This is a genomic window from Haloarcula marina, assembly GCF_024218775.1.
Classification (GTDB): domain Archaea; phylum Halobacteriota; class Halobacteria; order Halobacteriales; family Haloarculaceae; genus Haloarcula; species Haloarcula marina.
This window is the reverse complement of sequence record NZ_CP100404.1, coordinates 1,760,021-1,781,426: the sequence shown is the minus strand read 5'-3', so window position 1 is coordinate 1,781,426 and position 21,406 is coordinate 1,760,021. Positions and strand designations below refer to the sequence as shown.

Here is a 21,406-nt window from a genome sequence, read left to right as displayed (position 1 = left end):
CCCCAAGATTCGGTATGTTCGACGTTCGCGACCGAGTCCCCGCGCTGACCGGCGTGCTGACCGTCGTCTCACTGGCGCTCGTCTTCGGTGCCGTCCTCGGCGCTATCCCCAGCGCAGCCATCCCGTCGGCCCCGGACGCCGTCCTCGCGGCGATACCCCACGCCAACGCGTTCATCAGCGCCACGGCCATCGGGACTATCGTCCTCGGCGTCCGCGCGATTCGCGACGGGAACGTCGCTCGCCACCGCCGACTGATGCTCGCGACGTTCGCGTTATTCGCGACGTTCCTCGTCCTCTATCTCTACCGGGTCACGCTCGTTGGGCCGACCGACTTCGCGGGACCGGCCGTCGTCGAGTCCTACGTGTACCTGCCGCTGTTGGCCGTCCACATCCTGCTGGCTGTCGTCGCCATCCCGGCGGTGTACTACGTCCTCTTGCTCGCGGCGACGTACCCCGTCGCCGAGTTGGCACAGACGAACCACCCCCGCGCCGGGAAACTCGCCGCGACGATGTGGCTCGTCTCCTTCTCGCTGGGTATCGTCGTCTACGCGATGCTGTATCTGGTGTGGTAAGGCCCCGGTTCCATTCCAGAGGGGTCGAGATTCGGCCACGCCTAACGCTGGTCACGACTCGCGTTCGCTCCCCGTTCGAAATAATCGAGGGCCGCGCTCGGCGCGCTAGTCGTCGGCGATGGTCGGTTCGCTACCGATTTGCGGGCGGGCCACGTCCCGGTCAGTCTCCTCGCCCTCGATGTCGTACGGATACTTCCCGGTGACACAGCCCAGACAGAGGTCGGCCTTGCTCGTCTCCAGCGTCTCGGCGATGGCGTCGATGGAGAGGTACGACAGGGAGTCCGCCTCTATCTCCTCGCAAATCCCCTCGACGGACTGGTCGCCCGCGATGAGTTCCTCGCGCGAGGCCATGTCGATGCCCATGTAACACGGGGCGACGATGGGCGGGGCGCCGATGCGGACGTTGACTTCCTCCGCGCCAGCGTCCTTGAGCAACTGGATGAGTTGCGTCGACGTGGTCCCGCGGACGATGGAGTCGTCGATGATGGTGACTTTCTTCCCCTCGATGGTCGACTTGATGGGGTTGAGTTTCAGGCGGACGGCGCGTTCGCGTTCGTCCTGGGTCGGCATGATGAACGTCCGGCCGACGTACCGGTTCTTCATCAGACCCTCGGCGAACTCGATGTCTGAGCCGTCGTCCTGTGCGGCCTCGGCGTATCCGGAGGCGAACGCGCGCCCGGAGTCGGGCACGGGCAGGACTACGTCGGACTCGACGCCGGACTCCTCCCAGAGTTTCCGGCCCAGTTCGCGCCGGACTTCGTACACCAGACTCTCGTCGATGGTGGAGTCGGGGCGCGCGAAGTAGACGTGTTCGAAGAAGCAGTGGGCCGTGTTCTCCTGTTCGATGAGTTGGTAGGTGTCGTATCCCGTCCCGTCGGGGTGGAGGACGACGAGTTCGCCCGGTTTCACGTCGCGGATGAGTTCGCCGTCGAGCGTGTCGATGGCGGCGGATTCGGACGTGAGGACGTAGCCGTCGTCCAGTTCGCCGATACACAGCGGGCGGTTCCCCTGCGGGTCCCGCACGCCCAGCACCGTCTCGTCGTGCATGATGGTCAGCGAGTACGACCCGTGGATGCGCTCCATCGTCCGCTTGACGGCGCGGACGAGGTCCTCCTCCAAGAGGTTGCGCGCCAGGTCGTGGGCGATGACTTCGGTGTCCCCGTCGGAGGTAAAGGCGTGGCCGAGGTCGGCCAGTTCGTCGCCGATTTCGTCGGCGTTGACGAGGTTCCCGTTGTGTGAGAGGCCGAGCGACCCGGACTTGAACGACACCGAGAACGGTTGCGCACAGCAGGCGTTGACGCTGCCCGCCGTCGGATACCGGACGTGGCCGATACCGTTCGACCCGTTCAGCGATTCGAGGTCGTCGTTGTCGAACGCGTCGCCGACGAGGCCCATCTCGACGTGGCTGTGCTGCTGGAAGCCGTCGTGGGTGACGATGCCAGCGGACTCTTGGCCGCGGTGCTGGAGAGCGTAAAGGGAGTAATAGAGGGGACGGGCGGCGTTACGGTCCTCGAGAGAGATGCCAACAACGCCGCACTTCTCGTGCATGGTTTGGTGTTATTCGCCTGCTTTCGACTGCCACTCGTAGTCTCGTCGTTTCGCCGATTTGCCGAAGCCACACGACGAACAGACCTTCTTCTTGGTGTGATACGACTTGTTGCCACACCGGCGACACTTCGTGTGTGTCGTGGTGTTCTTCTTACCCTGGCTCGGGGTTCCTGCACCAGTCATGGGTTAATCGAGACGACGTTATCCCCGCGTATAATCGTTGTGTCTTCGTCTTCCACGACGAGGTTCATGTGCTGGTCGTACCCGGTTAGCGTCCCTTCGAATATCTCGCCGCCCTTCAGTTGTACGGTGACTTCTTCGCCGAGCGAGGCTTCGAGAACGTCCAGCGGTCGTCCACTCATATTCGGTTGGGATAGTGACTGCCGCTTAAACGTACCGCTTGCGAGGCCCATTATTCACCATTCAGACAGCAGTACCGCCAGTCAGGCCGCGTCAGCGTCGGTCGAATCGGCGTCGTTGGGGTCGTCACCCCCCTCTTTCGCCGGGGGTTCCGGGGGGACGCCGACCGGGCGCGTCCGCGGTCTGTCGACCAGTTCCGGGACGACGATTTTCGCGAAGTGAAAGATCAGGACGAGCAACAGGGGCCCGAGAAAGAGGCCGTACCACCCGAAGAGGAGCGGGCCGATGATGTACGCAATCATCACGAGGCCGACGTGGAGGTTCCGGCCGGAGACGTACGGGCGGAGGAGGAGGTCCGGGATGAAGTCGATGAGGACGATGGTCGCGACGGTGAACGCGATGGGGAACCAGAGCGGGTCCCCCCTCAGCACCGCACGGCCGAACAGTCCCAGCGCGACGGGGACGTAGACGAGTTTCATCCCGACGACCGGAACGAGGCTCGCGGCCCCGGCGAGGACGCCGATGAGCGCCGGGTACGGAATGCCTTCGTTCGGCGCGAAGAGGTTCAACACGGTGTAGACGACGACGGCGACGACGACGATGAGGAGCGCGTTGAGGATGTTACCGAAGAAGACGCTCCCGAGGTCTTCGTCGACGGCGCGCGTGTACCTCGCGAGGACGCTCTGCCCGTTTCCGAACGTGTCTCGGAACCACTGGCTGAGGCGGGGACCGTCTCGGAGGAGGTAGAAGGCCAGCGCCAGCGAGAGGAAGAGATTGACGAGGAACGTCCCCACGAGCGGAACGTAGTCGAGCGTGCCCTGTGCGACTACCTGTCCCGCCGAGACGAGGTCCGGGTTCTGGAGGAGCATCTCGGGGTCCTGCACGACTGCCGAAATATCGAGATACGGGTCGATGCGGTCCGCGACGGGACCGAGGTCGACCGTCCGCTGGAGGCGACCAAGTTCCTGTCCCGCGATGGCGAACGTGTAGGCGACGAGGAGGACGATTGGGACGGCGAGCAACAGTAGCGCCGTCGTCGCGGCGATGCTCGGTCGCAGCCACCGGAACTTGTTCAGGCGTCGGTACGCCGGTCGGGTGACGTAGTACAGGAACAGGCCGAGGACGACCGTACCGACGTACTCGAACAGCACCCACGAGACGACGGCGGCCACGCCCGCCGCGACGACCCACCACGCCGCCCGCCCTCGCGAGACGGGAAAGTCCATATTACCGACCGACACACCCCGTTCTGTCTGGGGTAGTGGAGCGTGTCGAGGCTGACGGTCGGGCGGCGCGAGACATACGGAACTCGTGACCAGCGACGGGGTTCGTTATGACCCGGATACCAACGCCCAGTCAGTCGGTCGACCGGGTTAGACGTCGACTGCGAACGGGGCCGACTCCGAGGCGCGAACGGCGAACCCGGCCAGCAGTTCGGCCAGCGAATCGAGGTCCGCCGGGTCGATGACTTCGACCGGCGTGTGCATGTATCGGTTCGGTAAGCCGACGTTGACCGACGGAGTGCCGCCCCGGGAGGTGTAAAAGGCGTCGGCGTCGGTCCCGGTCCGGATGCCCGCCGCCTGCAACTGCACGTCGATTTCTGCCTCCTCGGCCGTCGCTCGCAGAGCGTCGACGACGACGGGGTGGTTGGCGCTCCCGCGCGCGACGACCGGCCCGCCGCCGAGTTCGATACCGTTCGAACGCTTCCCCGGGGCGTCCGGGGCGTCCGTCGCGTGGGTCACGTCGATGGCGACGGCCGCGTCCGGGTCGAGGTCGAACCCGACCATCTTCGCGCCCTGCAAGCCGATTTCCTCCTGGACCGTCGACACGGCGTGAACCGTCGCGTCCGTCCCGCGCTCGGCGGCCCGTCGGAGCGCCTCTGCGGCCGCCCAGATGCCGATTCGGTTGTCCATCCCGCGGGCCGCGATGCGGCCGTTTTCGAGGTCCGAGAGCGCCTGCTGAAACGTTATCGGGTCGCCGCGGTCGACCAGCGCTTCCAGTTCCTCGCCGTCCGCGGCACCCACGTCGACGTGCTGTTCGGCAATCTCGGGGACGCTCTCGTCGTCCTGGTCCCGGAGGTGGATGGCCGTCTGCCCGACGACGCCCGAGAGGGGGCCGTCGGCGGTGTGAACCGTGACGTGTTGGCCCCGCGAGACCGTCTTGTCCGACCCACCGATGCGCTCGATACGGAGGAAGCCGTCGTCGGTCAGGTCACGGACGATGAAGCCGATTTCGTCGCCGTGACCTGCTAACGCGACGGCGGTGTCGCCGCCGTGGACCGTCGCGACGGCGTTGCCGTACTCGTCGGTTCGGACCTCGTCGGCGAACTGCTCGACGTAGTCTATCCAGACCCGCTGGCTGTCGGCCTCGTAGCCCGAGGGAGCGGGCGTGGTCAACAGCGCTTCCAAGAACTCGCGTCGTCGCTCGTCCATACCGCCGCGTATGCCGTCCCCACTGATGAACTTCCGGGGTACTGGCAACCGAAAATTACGAAGGGAGGGCACGACGGAGGTGCGCCCCTGCGCCGACCGTCGGTCGGATACCGCCCCGGCACAACGGATAAGCGTTCGGAGAGAAAAGTATCAGCATGGCGAAATTCACACTGCTCGAACTGCACATGGATGGCGCGGAGTTCACGGCCAACGCCCCCGGGAGCGGCGCGGGTGCGGCCGATGGCGAATCGCTGGACGACGCCGCGGAGACTGGTAGCGCGGGCGGGAAGAAGGCGGGACTGCTCGCCCTCCTCGCGTTGCTTCTCGTCGTGGGCGGCGTCGTCGCCGCCAAGAAGCGACGAGGCGGGGGGTCGGACGACGACATCGAGATGTAGCAGACGGCGACGGGGTCGCGCCGATTCGAGGGGCGGTGAGGGGAGAAAACCTTTGCGTGCTGACCCCCTTCTCGGAGTATGGGACTGTATCACAGCGTCCGCGCCGTCGCGTCGGCCTCCGGCGACGGTCCGATAGATTGGACTGCCGTCGCAGAGGCCGCGAAGGCGTCGACGGACGCGGGCGACCTCGACGTGTCACCGGCCGAACGCGAGGGGTACGCCACCGACGTTCGGGACGCCCGAAACCGCGTCCGTGCGGTGGGCGAACTGGACTTCGACCTCCCCGAGACAGTCGAGATTCAGCACCGCCACCACTGGATAGACGCCAACGTCGCGACGTTCCGGCGGGTGATGGCCCCACTCGAACAGCAGGCGGAGTTCGTCCCCGGCGTCGCGCGCGTCGCGAACACCGGGTCGATGGCGTTCGCCCTGACCTTCCTCGCGAACAACGTCCTGGGGCAGTACGACCCGCTCCTCCTGGCCGAGAGCGACGACCACGCGCTGTACTTCGTGCGACCGAACATTCAGAAGGTCGCCCGGCAACTCGACGTCGACCACGACCGATTCCGCCGCTGGATAGCGTTCCACGAGGTGACCCACGCCGCCGAGTTCGGCGCGGCCCCGTGGCTCTCAGAGCACATGGAGACGACGATGGAAGACACCATCGAGCGCCTGAGCAACGGGAATCTGGACCGGTCGTCGCTCGGGAAACTCGACACCACGATGACTGCCGTGGAGGGGTACGCGGAACTCCTGATGGACCGCGCGTTCGACGACGAGTACGACGACTTGCGACGCAAAGTCGACGAGCGACGGCAGGGCCGCGGCCCGGTCGCCGAACTCGTCCGCCGCGTCCTCGGACTGGGGATGAAGCGCCAGCAGTACGAGCGCGGGAAGGCCTTCTTCGAGGCCGTCGCGGACGAACGGGGGGTCGCCGCCGCCGGACGAGTGTGGGACTCGCCGGAGACGCTGCCGACGGACGACGAGATAGATAATCCGAGCCTATGGATACAGCGCGTGGACCCCTAACCGGAACCCTCACTCGACTGAACCGACGATAACCGCACTTTTCGGACCGCGAATAGACTGTCCGTGTCCGCTGAAAGCCGTCAATAACCTTACCCACACTTCGAGTAGGCGGGTCCAGATGGGACTGCTCAGTCGCGACACACTCGGCGGTCAGGTCGACGGAGCGTTCGGGGCACCCGAATCCGCCCTCGACCTGCGGGTGTGCGAGTCGGTTCAGTCGGTCGGTCGCGAGCGGTGGAACGCGGTCGTGGAGCGGGCGAGCCGCGGGAGCGTCTTTCACCGCCACGAGTGGATACGGGCAGTCGAGTCCGGATTCGGCTACGACGCTTGCCACCTCCTCGTCGAGAAAGACGGGAACCTCATCGGCCTCTTTCCGAACGTCCTCGCACCCCTCGACGGTGCGGAACAGGCGCCGTTCCGACGGTTGACCTCGCTGGACCCCGGATTCGGCGGGCCAATCATCACCACCGACACCGACGCGGCGCTCCGAACGATGCTGTCGACTCTCGACGACCTCGTCGCGGGCCGGACAATCGTTCACGAGATACGCGCGCTCGACTCCAGTTACCTCCGCTATAACACCTTGCTCCAGTCCCACGGGTACGAACCGAACCGGCGGCGGTGCCGGTTCCTGCTTCACCTCTCGCGGGGCTACGACGACCTGCTCAGTCGGATGAGTCGGTCGCGGCGCAAAGGGGTCGAGAAGGGGCGCGATAACGACTGCGAGGTGTCCGAAACCGAGATTACCCGCGACAGTATCGAGCGGTTCTACCGGGCCTACGAGGACGTGATGGACCGGGTCGGAACGACCCCGTTCCCCTTCGAATTCTTCGAGGAACTGCTGGAGATGCGCGACCGGTTGCTACTCGTCACCGCGCGGGTCGACGGCGAGTACGCTGGCGGGGTGTTGGAGATACTCGACGACGAGCAGTCGTCCGTCCACGGCTATCTCGCCGCCATCCCGAAGCAGTATTACAAACACCACGCCTCGGAACTGCTCTACGACTACGTCGTGCGCTGGGGCATCGACCACGGTTACGACTACTACGACCTCGGGTCGACGAAACCCGACTACGACAGCGGCCAGTTCCAGTACAAGGAGGGATTCGGCGGACAGGTCGTGCCGACGCTGGTGTGGGAGCGCGGCGACGGGTCGGCGTGGGACCTGTTCCGACGCTGTCGCTCGCTGTACCTCAAGCATCTCGGTTGACGGCCCGCGTTACTTCGAGTCCGAGCGCCGACCATCGCCGTCGGTTGCTCGCTCGAACTCGTCGTCGCCGCTCCGACGGCGTCGGGTCCGCGCACCGGGTTTCGGTCCGCGGTCCAGCGTGTCGTCGTACGGCGTCTCGGCGATGCTGTCCGGGAACGTGTAGTGAGCGAGAAGGCCACCCACCGCCGTCGCGCCGAAGACGGCCACCGCCGCGACGAGGAGAGTGCCTCCGCCCCAGAGCGTGACCAGTCCCATCGACCCGCCGACCAACAGGGCGAAACCGATTTTCAACTGCACCAGAAACCGCTTGCGTTCGTCCGCGCTGATGGAGGGGCCGACCATCAGTCGCCACCCGATCCGTCGCTCGCGTATGTCGGTGTCATCGGCATCAGTAGAATCCTCGCTCGACGTCTTCGTCGATGATGTCCTCGAACTCCGCGTCGAGCAGTTCCTCGGCTTCCTCGAACGTCTCGGTCAACTCGTCCATCCGCTCGGGGCGGTCGTACTGGTCGAACTCCATCGGGCCGTACGCGGGTGAGTCGACCGCGTCTAGCACGTCTTCGAGCATCGCCCGCGGCGTCGTCGGCGCGTCGGCGTGCGTCTCGATGACGGTTTCGAGGTTCTTCGCTTTCTGTTCGGCGTCGTCCTCGTCTTCCGGTGCCTGCTGGACGCCGAACAGGCCGCTTCCCTCCGTGGGAAACAGCGGATCGATGTCCTCGTCGATGCGCCGTGCGACCTGTGACCCGACTCCCTGTACCTCGAAGGGGTTCTTCGCGTAGGTCTTCAGTTGGAAGACGCCCGCCGACGGATGCCCGATGTAGATGTCCTCGCCGATGCCGTTCGCGCGGTCGCCGCCGACAGCGCGCCACCCGCCGGGGTCGGCACCGCTGTGTATCACGTCCTCGACGATGTCCTGCCAGTCACGAACGCGCATAGTCGGTTCCTGCTTGGCGTCGGGTCAGAATGAAGGCATCGGTCTCCGCCATCTGCGGACCCCGTCGAGGTACCGCTCGACGGTGCGACGGGGAGCCGAACGCCTTTACACCGACGGCCGATGGAACCGGTATGGAGAGCGAGACCAACGTCCTCGGCGCCGAACTCGAAGGCTGTTCGATGGACCCCGTCACGGGGTTCATGCGCGACGGCTACTGCTACCCGCTGGCCCGAGATCCCGGGAGACACGAGATTTGCGCGGTGCTGACCGAGGAGTTCCTCCAGTTCAGCAAAGCACAGGGAAACGACCTCGTGACCCCGCGGCCGGAACTGAACTTCCCCGGCCTCGAACCGGGCGACCGCTGGTGTCTGTGCGTGCCGCGGTGGATAGAAGCCCGGGAAGCGGGGCACGCACCCCCGGTGGTCCTCGCCGCGACGAGCGAGGACGTCCTCGAAGACGTCTCGCTGGAGACGCTTCGGGAGTACAGTCACGAGAACTGAGAACCGCGTATCTCGACCGGCCTCACCGCCAGTCGACGAGGGCCGCCGACGCTGTCGTCGGCATGGAGAGCCACACGTCGTCCGCCGAGATGTCGGCGATAACGACCCGCTCCTCTCCGTCCGTGTCGTCGAGCGCCGTGACGACACGTCGACCCTGACCGACCGTACTGCCGAGCGACTGCGGTTCTACGCTCATACACTCCGTTTCGAAGGGGAGTAAATGAATGTATCGAAATGGGGTGCAGATGTAAACTATCGGAACTTGCGTGGAAAATTTCGACAACTATGGGTACTATTCTCCGATATTCTTAAACTTTCAGTCTTGACGATATGTGTTTTTTCCACGCGTATTTTATTGTATGATTCGTGGTTCACTGCGTGGTTCAGATGTCCCTTCTGCGAACGCACGTGTGCGGCGAGGGGCGCGCGCCGTCGTCGAATCACAGGTACCGACAGCGTTTTTCCCGGGCCGGTCGTGGGCAGTATCGTGCAACTTCGCGGCGTCGTCGTCGACGTGTCCGACCCGAAAACGGTCCAGACGCAGTACGGCGAGAGCGACCTCTGTGAAGTGACCGTTCGTCCGGACCGGGGGGCCGGAGAACCCACCGACGTGACCCTGTGGGGGAAGTGGACGGAGACGGCCGACTACCTCGAACCGGGGATGGAACTCGCGGTGTACGACGCCGACGAGCGACAGTACCGCGGCGAGACGCAGTACTCCGCCGGTGGCGACGCCACCGTCGTCGTCGAACCCTCGTTCCTCGTGGACGTGACCGACGTCCGGGCCTGGGTCCAGTGTCCCCGGATGTACTACCTTCGGAAACTCGACGGCGCGGACCTCGCGTACCCGCTCGTGAAAGGGACCGTCGTCCACGAGGTGTTCGGTGACCTCCTTCGCGGGCGTGACGTGGAGACAGCAATCGACGACCAAATCGAGGCCGCCGGACTGGACATCGGTCTGTTGGGCCGCGGGGCCGACGAGGTGGCCGGCGACGTGCGCGACCACGCGAAGGCCATCGAGGGGTGGCTACAGCAAGGGACGCTCACGGAGTCCGACGACTGGCGCTCGGAGATGACGCTCATCTCCGAACGATACGGGATGAAAGGACGGGCCGACGCCGTCCGCCGGGGGATGCCCGTGGAACTCAAGACCGGCAAGAACACCAAGCGCGAACCGCGCTTTCAGGACAAGATTCAGGCGACGGCGTACGCGCTCATGTTGGGCGAGCGGGCGGCCAACACGCTCGGCGCGAGCGAGGTGATGGCGGGTGACGGCGGCGCGACACAGACCCCCATCGACGCCGCGCCCGATACGGGCACGCTCCTCTACACGAAGAACGCCGCCGTCGACCGCAACGAGGAGAGCGGCGACCTCTCTCCCGCAAAGGAGTTCTCCATCGGCGCGGGCCTGCTGAAGTACGTCATCCGCACCCGGAACGCCATCGCGGCGATGGAACACGACACGGGCGTTCCCACCGGCTACGAGGCCAACGCCAAGTGCGAGTACTGCTTCGAGCAGGACACCTGTATGGCCGTCTCGGGTCGCCTCGACCAAGAGTCGAAGGCCGGGCAGGTCGGCGTCGCGATCCCCCACGAGGAACGGGAGTACTTCGAGCGCTTCTACGACGCCATCGAGGCCGAACGGCGCGCGACCCACCGCGAGTACGCGAAACTGTGGGAACAGTCCCCGCAGGAACGGGCCGACGACGACCGGGCGCTCGTCGACCTGGAACCGACCGGACGACGGCAGTTAGACGACGGCCGCTGGGAACTCTCTGCCCGCGGCACGGGGGCCGTCTCGAAGATTCGCGAGGGCGATTACGTGATGGCCAGCGACGGCGACCCGGTCCGGGGCGACGCGGAACTCGGCCGGGTCGAGCGCATCGGGAAAGGGGAAGATGAAGGCGAGGGAACTGCTCCGGACGCTGGCGGCGAGACGATACTCGTGACGACGGACGAACCCCTCGAACTCCGCCGCCTCGACGTGTACCCATCGGAACTGACGACCGACCGCCTGGAGAACGCGCTCCACGACGCCCTGCTCACGCAAGCGCCCGAGCGAAAAGACGTGCTGTTCGGACGGCGGGACCCCGAGTTCGAAGCGGTCGAGGAGACGTACATCGGCAACAACGAGGCCCAGAACGAAGCCGTGCAGTTGGCAGTCGGTGCTGAAGACTTCGCGCTGGTCCACGGGCCGCCGGGGACCGGCAAAACGTACACGCTCGCCCGGATGGTCCGGGCGCTCGTCGAGCGCGGGGACAGGGTCCTCCTCTCGGCGTTCACCAACCGCGCCGTCGACAACGCCATCGAAGCCCTCGAAGAGCAGGGCTTCACCGACATCGTCCGCGTCGGAACCGAGAGCGGCGTCCGCGACGACATGCAGAAGTATCGCTTAGAGCAGTCCGGCGACCCCGAGGAATGTGCAGGGACGCTCCAAAGCGCGCCGGTCGTCGCCGCGACCACGGCGACCTGCGGCGGGACGGCAATGCAGAGCCAGTCGTTCGACGTGGCCGTCGTCGACGAGGCCGGACAGTTGACAGAGCCCGGAACGCTCGCCGCGACGACGCTGGCCGACCGGTTCACGCTCGTCGGCGACCACCAGCAACTTCCGCCGGTGGTCCAGTCGGAGGACGAGACCCTGTCGACCTCGCTGTTCGAGCGACTCATCGACGCCCACCCCGAGGCGGGCGTGATGCTCGACCGGCAGTACCGGATGGCCCAGCACATTCAGGCGTTCGCTTCCCGGGAGTTCTACGACGGGCAGTTACGCCCCGCCACCGGCCAGGTGGCAGCCCAGCGCATCGACGATATAGACGGTGTGTCGATGGACGCTCTCCCGCCACACCTTCGGGACCGGGTCGCGTTCGTCGACCCCGACGGCACGCAGCGGGGCAACACGAATCCCGCGGAGGCCGACGCCGTCGCAGACGTGGTCGCCGCCTACCGCGACGCTGGCGTTCCGCCAGCGGAAATCGGCGTCATCGCGCCGTTCCGCGCGCAGGTATCGGAACTCAATCGCCGCCTCCCCCAGGTGGCCGTCGACACCGTCGACCGGTTTCAGGGGTCCAGCAAGTCCGTCATCGTCGTCTCGTTCGTCGCCACGGGCGACCTCTCGGGACCGCTGTTCGAGGACTACCGACGTATCAACGTCGCGCTCACGCGGGCGAAGAAGGCGCTCGTGCTGGTCGGCGACGCCGACGCCCTCGCAAGCGACGAGGTGTACGAGCGCATGGTCGAGTGGGCGCGCGGGTGAGGATACCGACGTAGTTAGTGGGTGGAATTAATACACCGGTTGTGTAAGACGAATCAATGGCAGATTGCCCAGACTGCGGTTTTCCCCTCGCGGCCGAACAGGAACTTTCCGACGGAATACTGTTCAGTTGCCAGCAGTGCGGAAAGCGGCACGTCGAGTGAGTCGGTTCGAGGGGTGATGTTGTTGCTGGCCGAGCGACTGCCACCCATCGGCCACGTCGGTTTTTACCCGTCCCGTTCCGATGCCGCCTTCCGAGCGAGGAGGTCGGCGTACAACCGCGTTCGCAGTTTCTCTCTGAGTTCCGCCCCCGTTCCTTCGTCGACGTCGTAGGCCCGCGCGGCCCCGCCCAAGACGCTTCTCGTACTGGCCGTGTCGGCGGTCACCGTGGCGAGATTCCGGCGGCGTTGGAACGGCGAGCGACGAACGAAGACAGTCTGGATGCGGTAGTACGGCACGATTCGCGTGGTACGCCGCCAGAACCCGCTTCGCGTCGCGAACGCGTCGTCGTCGACTGCGAACCCGCGGTGTCGCCACCGGAGGTGCGCGGCGACGGGGGCCACCACCAGCAACAGCGACGGAAGCCACCAGTAGCCCGTGTCCAGAACGAGCGAATCGACGCCGTAGGCGAGTCCGGTGAGTGCGGCGACGGCGACGCCGAATCGAGCGGCGTAGCGCCGTCGGGCGCGGGTCGGCGGTCGTTCGAAGTCGAGGTCGTCGAACGGTTCGATGTCTCGGGCGAGTTCGTACACCACGGAACGCGGGGCCATCGGGACGGCGACGCCGTGTGACGACTGCTGATTGCCGCCGCTGTACCCCGCCGTCTCGACGGTGAGTGTCGCGAACCCGAACCGGCGCATCAGGACGTTTTCGCTGACGCTCACTGTCTGGACTTTCGACAGCGGAATCGTGCCGCTGTACCGCCGGATGAGGCCCCGCTGGTAGCGCAGGTCGTCCCCCTCCCGAAACAGTCGGAAGTCGTAGTACTCGACGATGGTCAACGCGACGCTGACCGCCAGCGCGGCGAGCAAGAACTCCACGCCGGTCAGGAGAACGAGCGCGACCAGTCGCGGCGGCCCGACCGCATCTAGCACCGAGAGCGAGGGGGACGCCGCGGCCCCGACGATGTCGAGGTTGAACTGCAGGACCGCACCGACGAGGTCACCGCCGAGCGGTAACCCCACGAGGGTCAGCACCAGCGCCGCGGGCCGGACGGAGACGACGGCGTACGTCAGGAGGTCCCGCCACGTGAAGGCGAACAGTTCCGTCGTCTCCTCGGCGTCGGCGACTCCGGCAGACCCACCGCCCGCCAGTCCCGTCGGTGACTCCGTCGGAGCCTCGTCCGCTGTATCCGTCCCGCGCTCTCGCCGCTCCGCGTCCGGGTCGTGGCGCTGGACGAGTCGGCGGAGTCGGTCCGCCTCTCCCTCGTCGACGGCGTCGAGGGTCGCCTCCGTGGTACTGCCCCCGGCCGTCTCGAAGGCGACGATAGTCAGTCCGAGCAACCGGTTCAACACGCCCTGTCGCAGGTCGACGTTCTGAATCCGGCCGAGCGGAATCTCGCGGGATTGCCGGGCGAACACGCCTGATTCGACGGCCAGCGTGTCCCCCGCGATTTCGTACTGAAACCGGTAGTACCGGGCGAGGGCGAACCCGCCCGCGAGGATGGCCCCGACCGGTGCGAGCGCGGGGACGGCCCACGCGGGTAGTCCGAGCGCGCCCGCGAGCGCCGTGCCGACGAAGAACCCGAAGATACCGCCCTGAAGGACCCCACGCCCGACCTGAACCACCGCGCTCAGGGGGTGGAGCCGTTTCATACCGCGTCGGTCGCCTCGCTCTCGATGGCGAGGTCCCGCAGTCGTTCGCGGAGTTCGGTCGCCCGTTCCGGTCGCAGTCCGGGGATGGTGATGTCCGCGCCGCGCGACCCGGCGGTGTAGACGACGACGCTGGCGAGACCCGCCGCCCGTTCGACCGGGCCGCGCGTCGTGTCGACGTGCTGGACCCGGACGTAGGGGACCGACGTGTCGGTTCGCGTGAGGACTCCACGGACCAGAAACAGCGCGTCCTCTTGGAGTGCGAACCGCCAGATTCGGTGCGCGAAGACCGCGTGGACGGTCCCCAGTACGACGAGGAGCAACCAGCCGACGCCGACAATGCTCGACGGGACCGAGACGACGAACCGGTCAGCGACGAGGGCGAGGCCTGCGAGCACCGAAGCGGCGACCGCCGTCCGGACGGCCCACAACAACCTGACTCGCGGGTGCAACGACTCCATACCTCACCGAATGGCCGTGAACCGGATTAATCATGGGGCTGGCGTCGGACGCCTGTCGGCGACGCTGCGGGTGGTTGTTCGGCCGAGCGAGATACTGATGACGGGATTGTGAGACTACTGGTCGATGAGTGAGACCGTATCCACGCTGGCGGCGGGCTACGACTCGCTCGGAAACTACACCTATCCGACACTTACTTTGTTCGGCGTCGACCACGTGACGGCGGGCTGAGAGCGGGGCGTCGAGTTCGGTGCGAATAACTATCCGTTATCGGACACGTCACTCGACCGGTGGAGCAACCACCGTGGAGCGATGCCAGACACAGAACCACACAGGGAAGTCTCGCGGCGGGGCTTCCTCGCGCGAGGGGTCGTGGCGGGTGCGGTACTCGCCGGGAGCGGACTGGTCGTCGGAGGAACGACCTTCACGCGGGCGACGACAGCACATCCGAAACCCGAGACACACGACGTGGTCTGGGGGGACGACATCGACTATCTGGACGGCGTTGTCCGGACCTACGCGACCACGAATCCGCAGGGGAACCTCTCGTCGCTGGGCGTGTACATCGACGCCGACGCGATGGCCGCCTTCGACGAGGACGAACTGGGGGCACACCTTCACCTCCCCGAGGGAGTGGCGACGCACCAGTTCACTTTCCTCGCGTTCCACTACAACCCCGAGGGACACCCCCCGCCGGACGTCTACACGGTGCCGCACTTCGACCTCCACTTCTACACAGTGCCGGAATCGACCGTCGAACCGATTACGACCGGCCCGGCGACGTACGCGCTTCCCGACGCACAGATACCCTCGGGGTACCAGCGAATACCGCTGGTGGACACCGACGGCGACGGGGAACCCGACGCGCCGTTGGTCGAAGAGGAGATGGGCGAACACCTCGTCGACCCCTCGGGTCCCGAGTTCCAAGCGGACGGGGAGTTCACGCACACGATGGTGTACGGGGCCTACGACGTCGACGGGAGCGGCACCGGGCGACTCACCTTCCTCGAACCGATGGTGACCAACGAATTCCTCGGCGGCCTCACGGAACCGGTTCGTAACGAGTTCGAGACCCCCTCCGTGTACCCGACCGCGGACGAGTACCCGGCGGAGTACGTGATGCGACCGTCACTGACCGGCGGCGTCTTCGTCTCGCTCGACGGGTTCACCGCGTTCGAGGGGGCCGACGAGTAGGCGTCGCCGACCGTTCGGACGGGGTCATCCCCGTTCGTTCACGCGTTCGGCCACGCGCTCGCCCGGTCGGCGGAGGTGGCCGCTCTCGACTTCGTAGACGTAGCCGCTCACGGTGACGGCGTCCGGTATCAGTTCGTGGCTCCGGAGGTACTCGACCTGTGCCGCACACGCCTCGTCGATGTCGTCCGTCATCCGAACCCACTCGGCCACCGAGTGGTCACCGATGTTCAGGTCCGGCAGCGACGGGTCGATGTCCACGCGGTCCAAGTCCTTGTCAGCGGCCGCCTCCAGCCCCGCGACGACATCCTCGTCGCTCGCGCTCATCATCCCGCAGTCGGTGTGGTTGACGACGATTATCTCCGTCGTATCGAAGAACTGCGTCGTCAAGGCCGCCGACCGAATCACGTCTCCCGTCACCTTTCCGCCCGCGTTTCGAAACACCTGTGCGTCGCCGAGTTCCAGTCCCAGCGCCTCCTCCACGGGGATTCGCTCGTCCATACAGGCCACGACGAGCAACTGCTTGTCCGTGGGGATGCCCTTCTGGCGGCGTCGCGCCCAGTCGTCCCGAGCGTCCACGTCGGCGTCGACGGACTCGTGGACGCGTCCCGGTTCCGGTTCCGCACGCTCCGTGCCATGCGTGTGATGTGGCATACTGTCACACTACCCTCGACCGCTCCTTCGTTCTGTTCAATTAGGCAACAAGTGTCGGTGTCTACGACGCGACTCACTCCGAGGGAATGGCACTCACGACGAGTCCCGTTCCGAGAACGCCGAGGATTAGACCAAAGAGCGGGAGCGGCAGTATTCCCTCGAAGAACGACCACGAGCAGTCCGAACAGCGTCATCTGGACCCTAGCCGGTCCGAAACTGGTGACGACCGCACGGAAAACACCCCACGCTCAGTCGTCCGTTGCCACTGCGCCATCCCCGTCCGTCTCACCCTCAATCTCCGCCATGACCCGCCGGTGGAACTCTTCGAGGACGGCGGACTCGTCCTCGGCGAGGACAACGTCGCTCGCCATCAGCGTCGCGAGGCCGAACGCCCGCGGCGACGGGGAGTCGACGCGGACCGAGGTCACGTCGACGGCCCCGCGCTCGAGGTCCGTCAGCACGTCCTCGATACCGGCGACGTTGAGTTTGTCCTCCAGAATCTCGCGGTACGTCTCCTCGACGACGGCGAAGTCTCCGAGGTCCTCGGCGAACCCGAGCAACATCTCCGACGACACTTGCTGTTCGCTGGCGGACTTCTCGTAGCCCTTGTACCGCTTCAGAATCATCAGCGAGCGCGTCGCGTTGATGCGGAAGTACCGCTGGAGGAGGTCCGTGCCGTCGAGACTCGCTCGCAGGTCGTCGCGTACGTCCGCGGGGTCGATGCCTTCGAGGATGCGTCGCAGGTCGACTTTCCGGTTCAGCGGCATCGACAGCGAGAAGCCGTTGTCGGCGACGGCGACCTGCACGTTGGCGTTTGCCTCCTGTGCGACCCGGTACGCGAGGAGGCGCGAGAGGCCGTCGTTGAACCGGCGGCCGTAGTTCGAGTGGACGTAGTAGTGGCGCTCGTACTCGTCGTGGTCTTTCGCCTCCTCTATGACGAGTCGGTGGTCTGTAGCGACGCTCTCGGCACCGGCGTAGGCCACCTGTTCGCGGAACATCCGCGCGATGGCCCGGACGCTGTTCTCGTCGATGGGGAAGGTTCGGAGCCAGTTTCGCACTTCGGACATCCCGCCGCGTTCGAGGTTGTCGAGCAGTTCTCGCTGTACCGTCAGAATCTCCCGGCCGAGGTCGTACGACAGCGGTAGTCGCTCGGAGAACCACGAGGGGACCGTCGGCCGGGCGCTCGTCGGGTCGACGTACACCTTCGACCCGCGGCGGTAGCGGTACTCGTAGTTCGACCCACCGAGGACGAACACATCGCCCTTCTCCAAGGTGTCGAGGTAGGACTCGTCCAACTGTCCAACCCACTCGTCACCGCCGCGGATGAGCACGTCGCAGGTGAACGAATCGGGAATCGTCCCGAGGTTGGTCATGTAGATGACCCGCGCGAGGCGGCCCCGCTTGCCGATGAGTCGCTCGCCCACGTCGAACTCGTCGTAGTGGTACTCGCCGTCGGGCGGGTCGTTCTCGTCGCGCCAAATCTTCGCGTAGACGTTCTTGTCCTCCATCCCGGGGTAGTCGGCGGTGAGGTAGCGACACAGGCGTTCCCAGTCCTGGTCGGTGTAGTTCCGATATGGGTACGCCCGTTCGAGGACGGCCCGGACCTCCAGTTCCGGGCGGACCCGATTGATAGCCATGCCGTAGACGTGCTGTGTCGCCACGTCATGCGCGTTCTCGGGAATGAACACCCGGTCGACGAAGCCGTCCTCTGCCTTCTTCAGCATCACCGCGCACTCGACGAGTTCGTCGCGGTCCAGGGCGACGACGCGACCCTGGACCGTCTCGCCCAACTGGTGTCCGGCGCGGCCGATGCGCTGGAGCAACGAGGCGACGGACTTCGGCGACCCCACCTGCACCACGAGGTCGATGTGAGGCATGTCGATGCCCAGTTCCAGACTCGTCGACGTGGTGACCACGTCCAACTCGCCGTCTTTCAGCGACTGCTCTATCTCGTGGCGCTTCTCCTTCGAGAGCGACCCGTGGTGACACCCCGAGTTCGTCTCGTCGTACTCGGCGAACGTCTCGCGGAGGTTGTGGAGGACGCGTTCGGCCCCGGAGCGGGTGTTCGTGAACACGAGGGTGTTCGTGTGTGACTGGATGTGGTCGTGGAGTTGCCGGTAGAACCGCTCGGTGACCACGTCCCGCGGCGTATCGATGAGGTCGTCTGTCGGACAGGACAGTTCCACGTCGAAATCGCGGGCGAACCGGGTGTCGACGATTTCGTAGGGACGAGCGGGGCCACCGGGTTCCTCGCGGCCCACGAGGAACTCCGCGACAGTGTCGAGGGGTTCGACCGTCGCCGAACAACCGATTCTGGTCGGCGGCTCCTCGACCATCTCCTCTAACCGCTCTAAGGACACCGAGAGGTGCGTCCCGCGCTTGTTCTCGGCGAGGCTGTGAATCTCGTCGACGACGACGTACTCGACGGTCTCTAACTTCTCTTTGAACTTCGGCGAGTTGAGCAGGATGGCGAGCGTCTCCGGCGTGGTGTTGAGGATGTGCGGCGTCGTCTCCAGCATCGCCTGACGCTCGCTGTCGCTAGTGTCGCCGTGGCGAATCGCGTGCCGAATATCCACGTCTTCCCCTCGCTCGTCGAGTTTCTCCGTGATGCCCGCTAGGGGAACTTCGAGATTCCGATGGATGTCGTTGGCGAGCGATTTCAGCGGCGAGACGTACAGGCAGTAGACCGAGTTCTCCAGTTCTTCCTCGCGGGCCTTCGCGAACAGTTCGTTGATGATGCCGGTGAAGGAAGCGAGCGTCTTGCCGGACCCCGTCGGCGCGCAGATGAGCGCGTTCTCCCCCTCGTGGATGAGCGGGATGGCCTCCTTCTGTGGCGGCGTGAAAAAACCGCCGTTGCCGGGGACGAACTCGCCGAACTGCTCGACCCACCACTCTCGGACGACGGGCGCGAGGCGGTCCAGCACGTCGGCGTCGTCGATGTCGACCGCGTCGGCGTCGAACGACGGGTCCGTCGCCGCGAGGCGCTCTCGTCCACCCATTGTCGGCTCTTACCGAAGCGTGGAACCGGACGGGCAAGTGGGTTCCGCCCAACTCGTTTGGGAGGACTGAGGGGCTAGTTACGACGTCGACAGTGAAAATTCCGTCACAGTCTCCACGAGATTCATTACGGTGGAATTCGCTCACTGTAAGTATATGTCCCTGCTGCCCTCGCGTGGCCCCGACGCGAGTACGTCTCAGGACGGGGAACTCCAAATCGTCGGCGTCGACGAAGACGTTTCCTCCGTCCTCGACGCGCTCTCCTCCGAGACGGCCCGTGAAATTCTCAACGCCGTCTATAGCGACCCCGGCACCCCCTCCGAACTCGCCGACCGTCTGGGAATGTCCATCCAGAAGGTCTCCTATCACTTAGAAAAGCTCGAAAACGAGGAGTTGATAGCAGTCGCCGGGACCCAGTACTCCGAGAAGGGCCAAGAGATGAAGGTGTACGAACCGCCCGAGGACCCCCTCGTGCTGTTCGTCGGTACGCGCGAGCGAAAGCGGTCCCTTCGCTCGCTCGTTCGCCGTCTCGTTCCCGTCGTCGGCCTGCTCACCGCGGCCAGCGTCGTCGTTCAGATACTGCTCGGGAACGTCCCGCTCCCGATAGGCGCGACCGGGTCTGCCGGTGGGGCCGACGGCGCGGAAGGCGGAAGCGGGGGTGCCGTGAGTCAGGCGTCGGAAGCGACGCCAGAGAGCACCCCGACGGCCACGCCCCAAGCGACCGAAACCGCGACGGCCGCCGAAACCACGTCGGGGGACGGCGGTATCGGCATCGCGGAAGCCACGGAGACGCCAGCGGCCACCGCGGAACCGACGGCGACGCCCGCGCCCGAACCCACGTCGACACCGATACCGACCGAGGAACCGACACAGACCGTCGAGATGGCCCGCGAGGCGACCGAGATGGCGACCGCGGCCAGCGGCGGCGGGTTCGAACTCGCGCCGGGACTGGCGTTCTTCCTCGGCGGCCTACTGGTCGTCGTCATCGTCGGCGTGATGTGGTACTACAACGACGCGTAAGCCCAGCCAACAACGACTTTGGGTCGTTCAAAACGAGTTTTGAGCCTCAGAACCACTTTTTATATCCCCCGTCCAAGGTGTAACTGCGCCGTCGCGGGACGCCCCGGCTTGCCCCGCCCTGTTCGGTGACATCGCGTCGCCGACCACCGCCCCGCTGACGGCCGTCCGGTCGCCCCCACCGGACTCCGCTGACAGCCCTCCCCGCTGTCCCCAGCGGCTTTCCCCACCGCCCGCCCCCGCTGACGCCAACGCCTTTGGCCCTCCCCTCGATTGTGGTGACTATGCGACTCACGTTTCTCGGTACGGGTAGTGCGATGCCGACCGGCGAGCGCTCCCAGTCCGGCTACCTCCTCGAAGCCGACGGTGAGACGCTGCTCGTCGACTGCGGGAGCGGCGTCCTCGACGCCCTGGCGCGGACCGGCCCCGGATACGAGGGTGTCGACACCGTGTTGCTGACTCACCACCACTTAGACCACATCTCAGACCTCGACGTGCTGATGAAGGCCCGTTGGTTGGCGGGCGAGACGGACCTCACCGTCGCCGGACCGCCCGGGACCGCAGAACTCGTCGAGGACCTCCTCGCCGTCCACGAGTACATGCAGGACCGCCTGTCGCTGACCCTTCGCGACCTCGACGAAGCGCCGTTCTCGCTCGCCGGGTTCGACGGGGACGCCGTCGAGACGCGCCACTCGATGCAGTGTTTCGCGTACCGACTCGCCCCCGTCGGCGGCGGCCCGACGATGGCCTTCAGCGGCGACTCAGAGGCGTTTCCCGAACTCATCGAGTTCGCCGACGGCGCGGCCGTCCTCGTTCACGACTGCTCGTTCCCCGACGACGTGGACGTGTCGAATCATCCCACGCCGTCCTCGCTCGGCGCGGCCCTCGACACGGCCGACGCCGAAGTCGGCCGGGTCTATCTCACGCATCTCTACCCGCACACGGAGGGCCATCACGATGAGATGTCCGCCTCGCTGGCAGCGCGATACGACGGCGACGTTCGATTCGCGAAGGACGGTCTGACGATTACCGTTGGAAAAGCGTGAT

Annotated in this window: 21 protein-coding genes; 9 read left to right on the top strand and 12 right to left on the bottom strand. The window is 65.8% G+C overall.

Annotated elements, in window-relative coordinates; translation table 11 throughout:
- The first annotated feature begins 14 nt into the window (after window positions 1–14).
- Entirely contained in the window at window positions 15–572 is a 558-nt protein-coding gene (locus NJQ44_RS09235; RefSeq protein ID WP_254271057.1) for a DUF420 domain-containing protein, read from the top strand.
- 105 nt (window positions 573–677) lie between these two features.
- On the opposite strand, the gene purF is transcribed toward NJQ44_RS09235, so the two are convergent.
- The 5 genes from purF to NJQ44_RS09210 form a co-directional block, all read right to left on the bottom strand.
- Window positions 678–2,120, bottom strand: a complete 1,443-nt coding sequence (gene purF, locus NJQ44_RS09230; protein ID WP_254271056.1) for an amidophosphoribosyltransferase — start codon at window positions 2,118–2,120, stop codon at window positions 678–680.
- Window positions 2,121–2,129: 9 nt separating this feature from the next.
- Complete coding sequence (locus NJQ44_RS09225) at window positions 2,130–2,303, bottom strand: 50S ribosomal protein L37e (RefSeq protein WP_220587618.1); 174 nt, start codon at window positions 2,301–2,303, stop codon at window positions 2,130–2,132.
- Entirely contained in the window at window positions 2,300–2,482 is a 183-nt protein-coding gene (locus NJQ44_RS09220) for an LSM domain-containing protein (protein WP_254271055.1), read from the bottom strand. The genes NJQ44_RS09225 and NJQ44_RS09220 overlap by 4 nt, the downstream gene beginning before the upstream one ends.
- A gap of 81 nt (window positions 2,483–2,563) precedes the next feature.
- Window positions 2,564–3,706: an AI-2E family transporter gene (locus NJQ44_RS09215; protein WP_254271054.1), complete on the bottom strand. Its 1,143-nt coding sequence runs from the start codon at window positions 3,704–3,706 to the stop codon at window positions 2,564–2,566.
- A 147-nt stretch (window positions 3,707–3,853) separates the two neighbouring features.
- Complete coding sequence (locus NJQ44_RS09210) at window positions 3,854–4,912, bottom strand: M20/M25/M40 family metallo-hydrolase (protein ID WP_254271053.1); 1,059 nt, start codon at window positions 4,910–4,912, stop codon at window positions 3,854–3,856.
- A 155-nt stretch (window positions 4,913–5,067) separates the two neighbouring features.
- Between NJQ44_RS09210 and NJQ44_RS09205 the strand changes: the two genes are divergently transcribed.
- From NJQ44_RS09205 to NJQ44_RS09195, 3 genes are all read left to right on the top strand, one after another.
- Entirely contained in the window at window positions 5,068–5,307 is a 240-nt protein-coding gene (locus NJQ44_RS09205; protein ID WP_254271052.1) for a hypothetical protein, read from the top strand.
- Window positions 5,308–5,385: 78 nt separating this feature from the next.
- On the top strand, window positions 5,386–6,336 hold the full coding sequence (locus NJQ44_RS09200) for a zinc-dependent metalloprotease (RefSeq protein WP_254271051.1): 951 nt from the start codon (window positions 5,386–5,388) through the stop codon (window positions 6,334–6,336).
- Between the two features lie 118 nt (window positions 6,337–6,454).
- The gene (locus NJQ44_RS09195) at window positions 6,455–7,546 is read left to right on the top strand and encodes a lipid II:glycine glycyltransferase FemX (RefSeq protein ID WP_254271050.1); all 1,092 of its coding nucleotides are present in this window, start codon (window positions 6,455–6,457) and stop codon (window positions 7,544–7,546) included.
- Between the two features lie 9 nt (window positions 7,547–7,555).
- Here the strand turns inward: NJQ44_RS09195 and NJQ44_RS09190 are convergent, their stop codons facing one another.
- On the bottom strand, window positions 7,556–7,888 hold the full coding sequence (locus NJQ44_RS09190; protein WP_254271049.1) for a DUF8527 family protein: 333 nt from the start codon (window positions 7,886–7,888) through the stop codon (window positions 7,556–7,558).
- A gap of 46 nt (window positions 7,889–7,934) precedes the next feature.
- The gene (locus NJQ44_RS09185; RefSeq protein WP_254271048.1) at window positions 7,935–8,480 is read right to left on the bottom strand and encodes a hypothetical protein; all 546 of its coding nucleotides are present in this window, start codon (window positions 8,478–8,480) and stop codon (window positions 7,935–7,937) included.
- Window positions 8,481–8,611: 131 nt separating this feature from the next.
- Between NJQ44_RS09185 and NJQ44_RS09180 the strand changes: the two genes are divergently transcribed.
- The gene (locus NJQ44_RS09180) at window positions 8,612–8,980 is read left to right on the top strand and encodes a DUF2237 family protein (RefSeq protein WP_254271047.1); all 369 of its coding nucleotides are present in this window, start codon (window positions 8,612–8,614) and stop codon (window positions 8,978–8,980) included.
- Window positions 8,981–9,002: 22 nt separating this feature from the next.
- Here NJQ44_RS09180 and NJQ44_RS09175 read toward each other — a convergent pair whose 3' ends face one another.
- Window positions 9,003–9,176, bottom strand: a complete 174-nt coding sequence (locus NJQ44_RS09175; protein ID WP_254271046.1) for a DUF7556 family protein — start codon at window positions 9,174–9,176, stop codon at window positions 9,003–9,005.
- Between the two features lie 291 nt (window positions 9,177–9,467).
- Here NJQ44_RS09175 and NJQ44_RS09170 point away from each other — a divergent pair, with 291 nt between their 5' ends.
- The gene (locus tag NJQ44_RS09170; RefSeq protein WP_254271045.1) at window positions 9,468–12,233 is read left to right on the top strand and encodes an AAA domain-containing protein; all 2,766 of its coding nucleotides are present in this window, start codon (window positions 9,468–9,470) and stop codon (window positions 12,231–12,233) included.
- Between the two features lie 224 nt (window positions 12,234–12,457).
- On the opposite strand, the gene NJQ44_RS09165 is transcribed toward NJQ44_RS09170, so the two are convergent.
- Both NJQ44_RS09165 and NJQ44_RS09160 read right to left on the bottom strand, forming a co-directional pair.
- On the bottom strand, window positions 12,458–14,044 hold the full coding sequence (locus NJQ44_RS09165) for a PH domain-containing protein (RefSeq protein WP_254271044.1): 1,587 nt from the start codon (window positions 14,042–14,044) through the stop codon (window positions 12,458–12,460).
- Window positions 14,041–14,502 (bottom strand): PH domain-containing protein, encoded by a 462-nt coding sequence (locus tag NJQ44_RS09160; RefSeq protein WP_254271043.1) that lies wholly within the window; start codon window positions 14,500–14,502, stop codon window positions 14,041–14,043. Before NJQ44_RS09160 ends, NJQ44_RS09165 begins: the two co-directional genes overlap by 4 nt.
- A gap of 310 nt (window positions 14,503–14,812) precedes the next feature.
- Here NJQ44_RS09160 and NJQ44_RS09155 point away from each other — a divergent pair, with 310 nt between their 5' ends.
- A complete protein-coding gene (locus tag NJQ44_RS09155; protein ID WP_254271042.1) occupies window positions 14,813–15,694 on the top strand; it encodes a hypothetical protein in 882 nt (293 codons plus the stop codon).
- Window positions 15,695–15,718: 24 nt separating this feature from the next.
- Here NJQ44_RS09155 and NJQ44_RS09150 read toward each other — a convergent pair whose 3' ends face one another.
- Complete coding sequence (locus NJQ44_RS09150) at window positions 15,719–16,345, bottom strand: beta-class carbonic anhydrase (protein WP_254271041.1); 627 nt, start codon at window positions 16,343–16,345, stop codon at window positions 15,719–15,721.
- Window positions 16,346–16,593: 248 nt separating this feature from the next.
- Window positions 16,594–19,344 carry an ATP-dependent helicase gene (locus NJQ44_RS09145; protein WP_254271040.1) on the bottom strand — a complete coding sequence of 917 codons (2,751 nt, stop codon included), beginning with the start codon at window positions 19,342–19,344 and terminating at the stop codon, window positions 16,594–16,596.
- A gap of 154 nt (window positions 19,345–19,498) precedes the next feature.
- On the opposite strand from NJQ44_RS09145, the gene NJQ44_RS09140 reads away from it, so the two are divergent.
- A complete protein-coding gene (locus tag NJQ44_RS09140; RefSeq protein ID WP_254271039.1) occupies window positions 19,499–20,362 on the top strand; it encodes an ArsR/SmtB family transcription factor in 864 nt (287 codons plus the stop codon).
- 281 nt (window positions 20,363–20,643) lie between these two features.
- Window positions 20,644–21,405, top strand: coding sequence for an MBL fold metallo-hydrolase (locus NJQ44_RS09135; protein WP_254271038.1), 762 nt, complete (start codon window positions 20,644–20,646; stop codon window positions 21,403–21,405).
- Window position 21,406 lies beyond the last annotated feature (1 nt).

Bases quoted from the DNA above. Each gene is read 5' to 3' on its own strand.
- NJQ44_RS09235 (WP_254271057.1), top strand. From the start codon at position 15: ATGTTCGACGTTCGCGACCGAGTCCCCGCGCTGACCGGCGTGCTGACC.
- purF (WP_254271056.1), bottom strand. From the start codon at position 2,120: ATGCACGAGAAGTGCGGCGTTGTTGGCATCTCTCTCGAGGACCGTAAC.
- NJQ44_RS09225 (WP_220587618.1), bottom strand. From the start codon at position 2,303: ATGACTGGTGCAGGAACCCCGAGCCAGGGTAAGAAGAACACCACGACA.
- NJQ44_RS09220 (WP_254271055.1), bottom strand. From the start codon at position 2,482: ATGAGTGGACGACCGCTGGACGTTCTCGAAGCCTCGCTCGGCGAAGAA.
- NJQ44_RS09215 (WP_254271054.1), bottom strand. From the start codon at position 3,706: ATGGACTTTCCCGTCTCGCGAGGGCGGGCGGCGTGGTGGGTCGTCGCG.
- NJQ44_RS09210 (WP_254271053.1), bottom strand. From the start codon at position 4,912: ATGGACGAGCGACGACGCGAGTTCTTGGAAGCGCTGTTGACCACGCCC.
- NJQ44_RS09205 (WP_254271052.1), top strand. From the start codon at position 5,068: ATGGCGAAATTCACACTGCTCGAACTGCACATGGATGGCGCGGAGTTC.
- NJQ44_RS09200 (WP_254271051.1), top strand. From the start codon at position 5,386: ATGGGACTGTATCACAGCGTCCGCGCCGTCGCGTCGGCCTCCGGCGAC.
- NJQ44_RS09195 (WP_254271050.1), top strand. From the start codon at position 6,455: ATGGGACTGCTCAGTCGCGACACACTCGGCGGTCAGGTCGACGGAGCG.
- NJQ44_RS09190 (WP_254271049.1), bottom strand. From the start codon at position 7,888: ATGGTCGGCCCCTCCATCAGCGCGGACGAACGCAAGCGGTTTCTGGTG.
- NJQ44_RS09185 (WP_254271048.1), bottom strand. From the start codon at position 8,480: ATGCGCGTTCGTGACTGGCAGGACATCGTCGAGGACGTGATACACAGC.
- NJQ44_RS09180 (WP_254271047.1), top strand. From the start codon at position 8,612: ATGGAGAGCGAGACCAACGTCCTCGGCGCCGAACTCGAAGGCTGTTCG.
- NJQ44_RS09175 (WP_254271046.1), bottom strand. From the start codon at position 9,176: ATGAGCGTAGAACCGCAGTCGCTCGGCAGTACGGTCGGTCAGGGTCGA.
- NJQ44_RS09165 (WP_254271044.1), bottom strand. From the start codon at position 14,044: ATGAAACGGCTCCACCCCCTGAGCGCGGTGGTTCAGGTCGGGCGTGGG.
- NJQ44_RS09160 (WP_254271043.1), bottom strand. From the start codon at position 14,502: ATGGAGTCGTTGCACCCGCGAGTCAGGTTGTTGTGGGCCGTCCGGACG.
- NJQ44_RS09155 (WP_254271042.1), top strand. From the start codon at position 14,813: ATGCCAGACACAGAACCACACAGGGAAGTCTCGCGGCGGGGCTTCCTC.
- NJQ44_RS09150 (WP_254271041.1), bottom strand. From the start codon at position 16,345: ATGCCACATCACACGCATGGCACGGAGCGTGCGGAACCGGAACCGGGA.
- NJQ44_RS09145 (WP_254271040.1), bottom strand. From the start codon at position 19,344: ATGGGTGGACGAGAGCGCCTCGCGGCGACGGACCCGTCGTTCGACGCC.
- NJQ44_RS09140 (WP_254271039.1), top strand. From the start codon at position 19,499: ATGTCCCTGCTGCCCTCGCGTGGCCCCGACGCGAGTACGTCTCAGGAC.
- NJQ44_RS09135 (WP_254271038.1), top strand. From the start codon at position 20,644: ATGCGACTCACGTTTCTCGGTACGGGTAGTGCGATGCCGACCGGCGAG.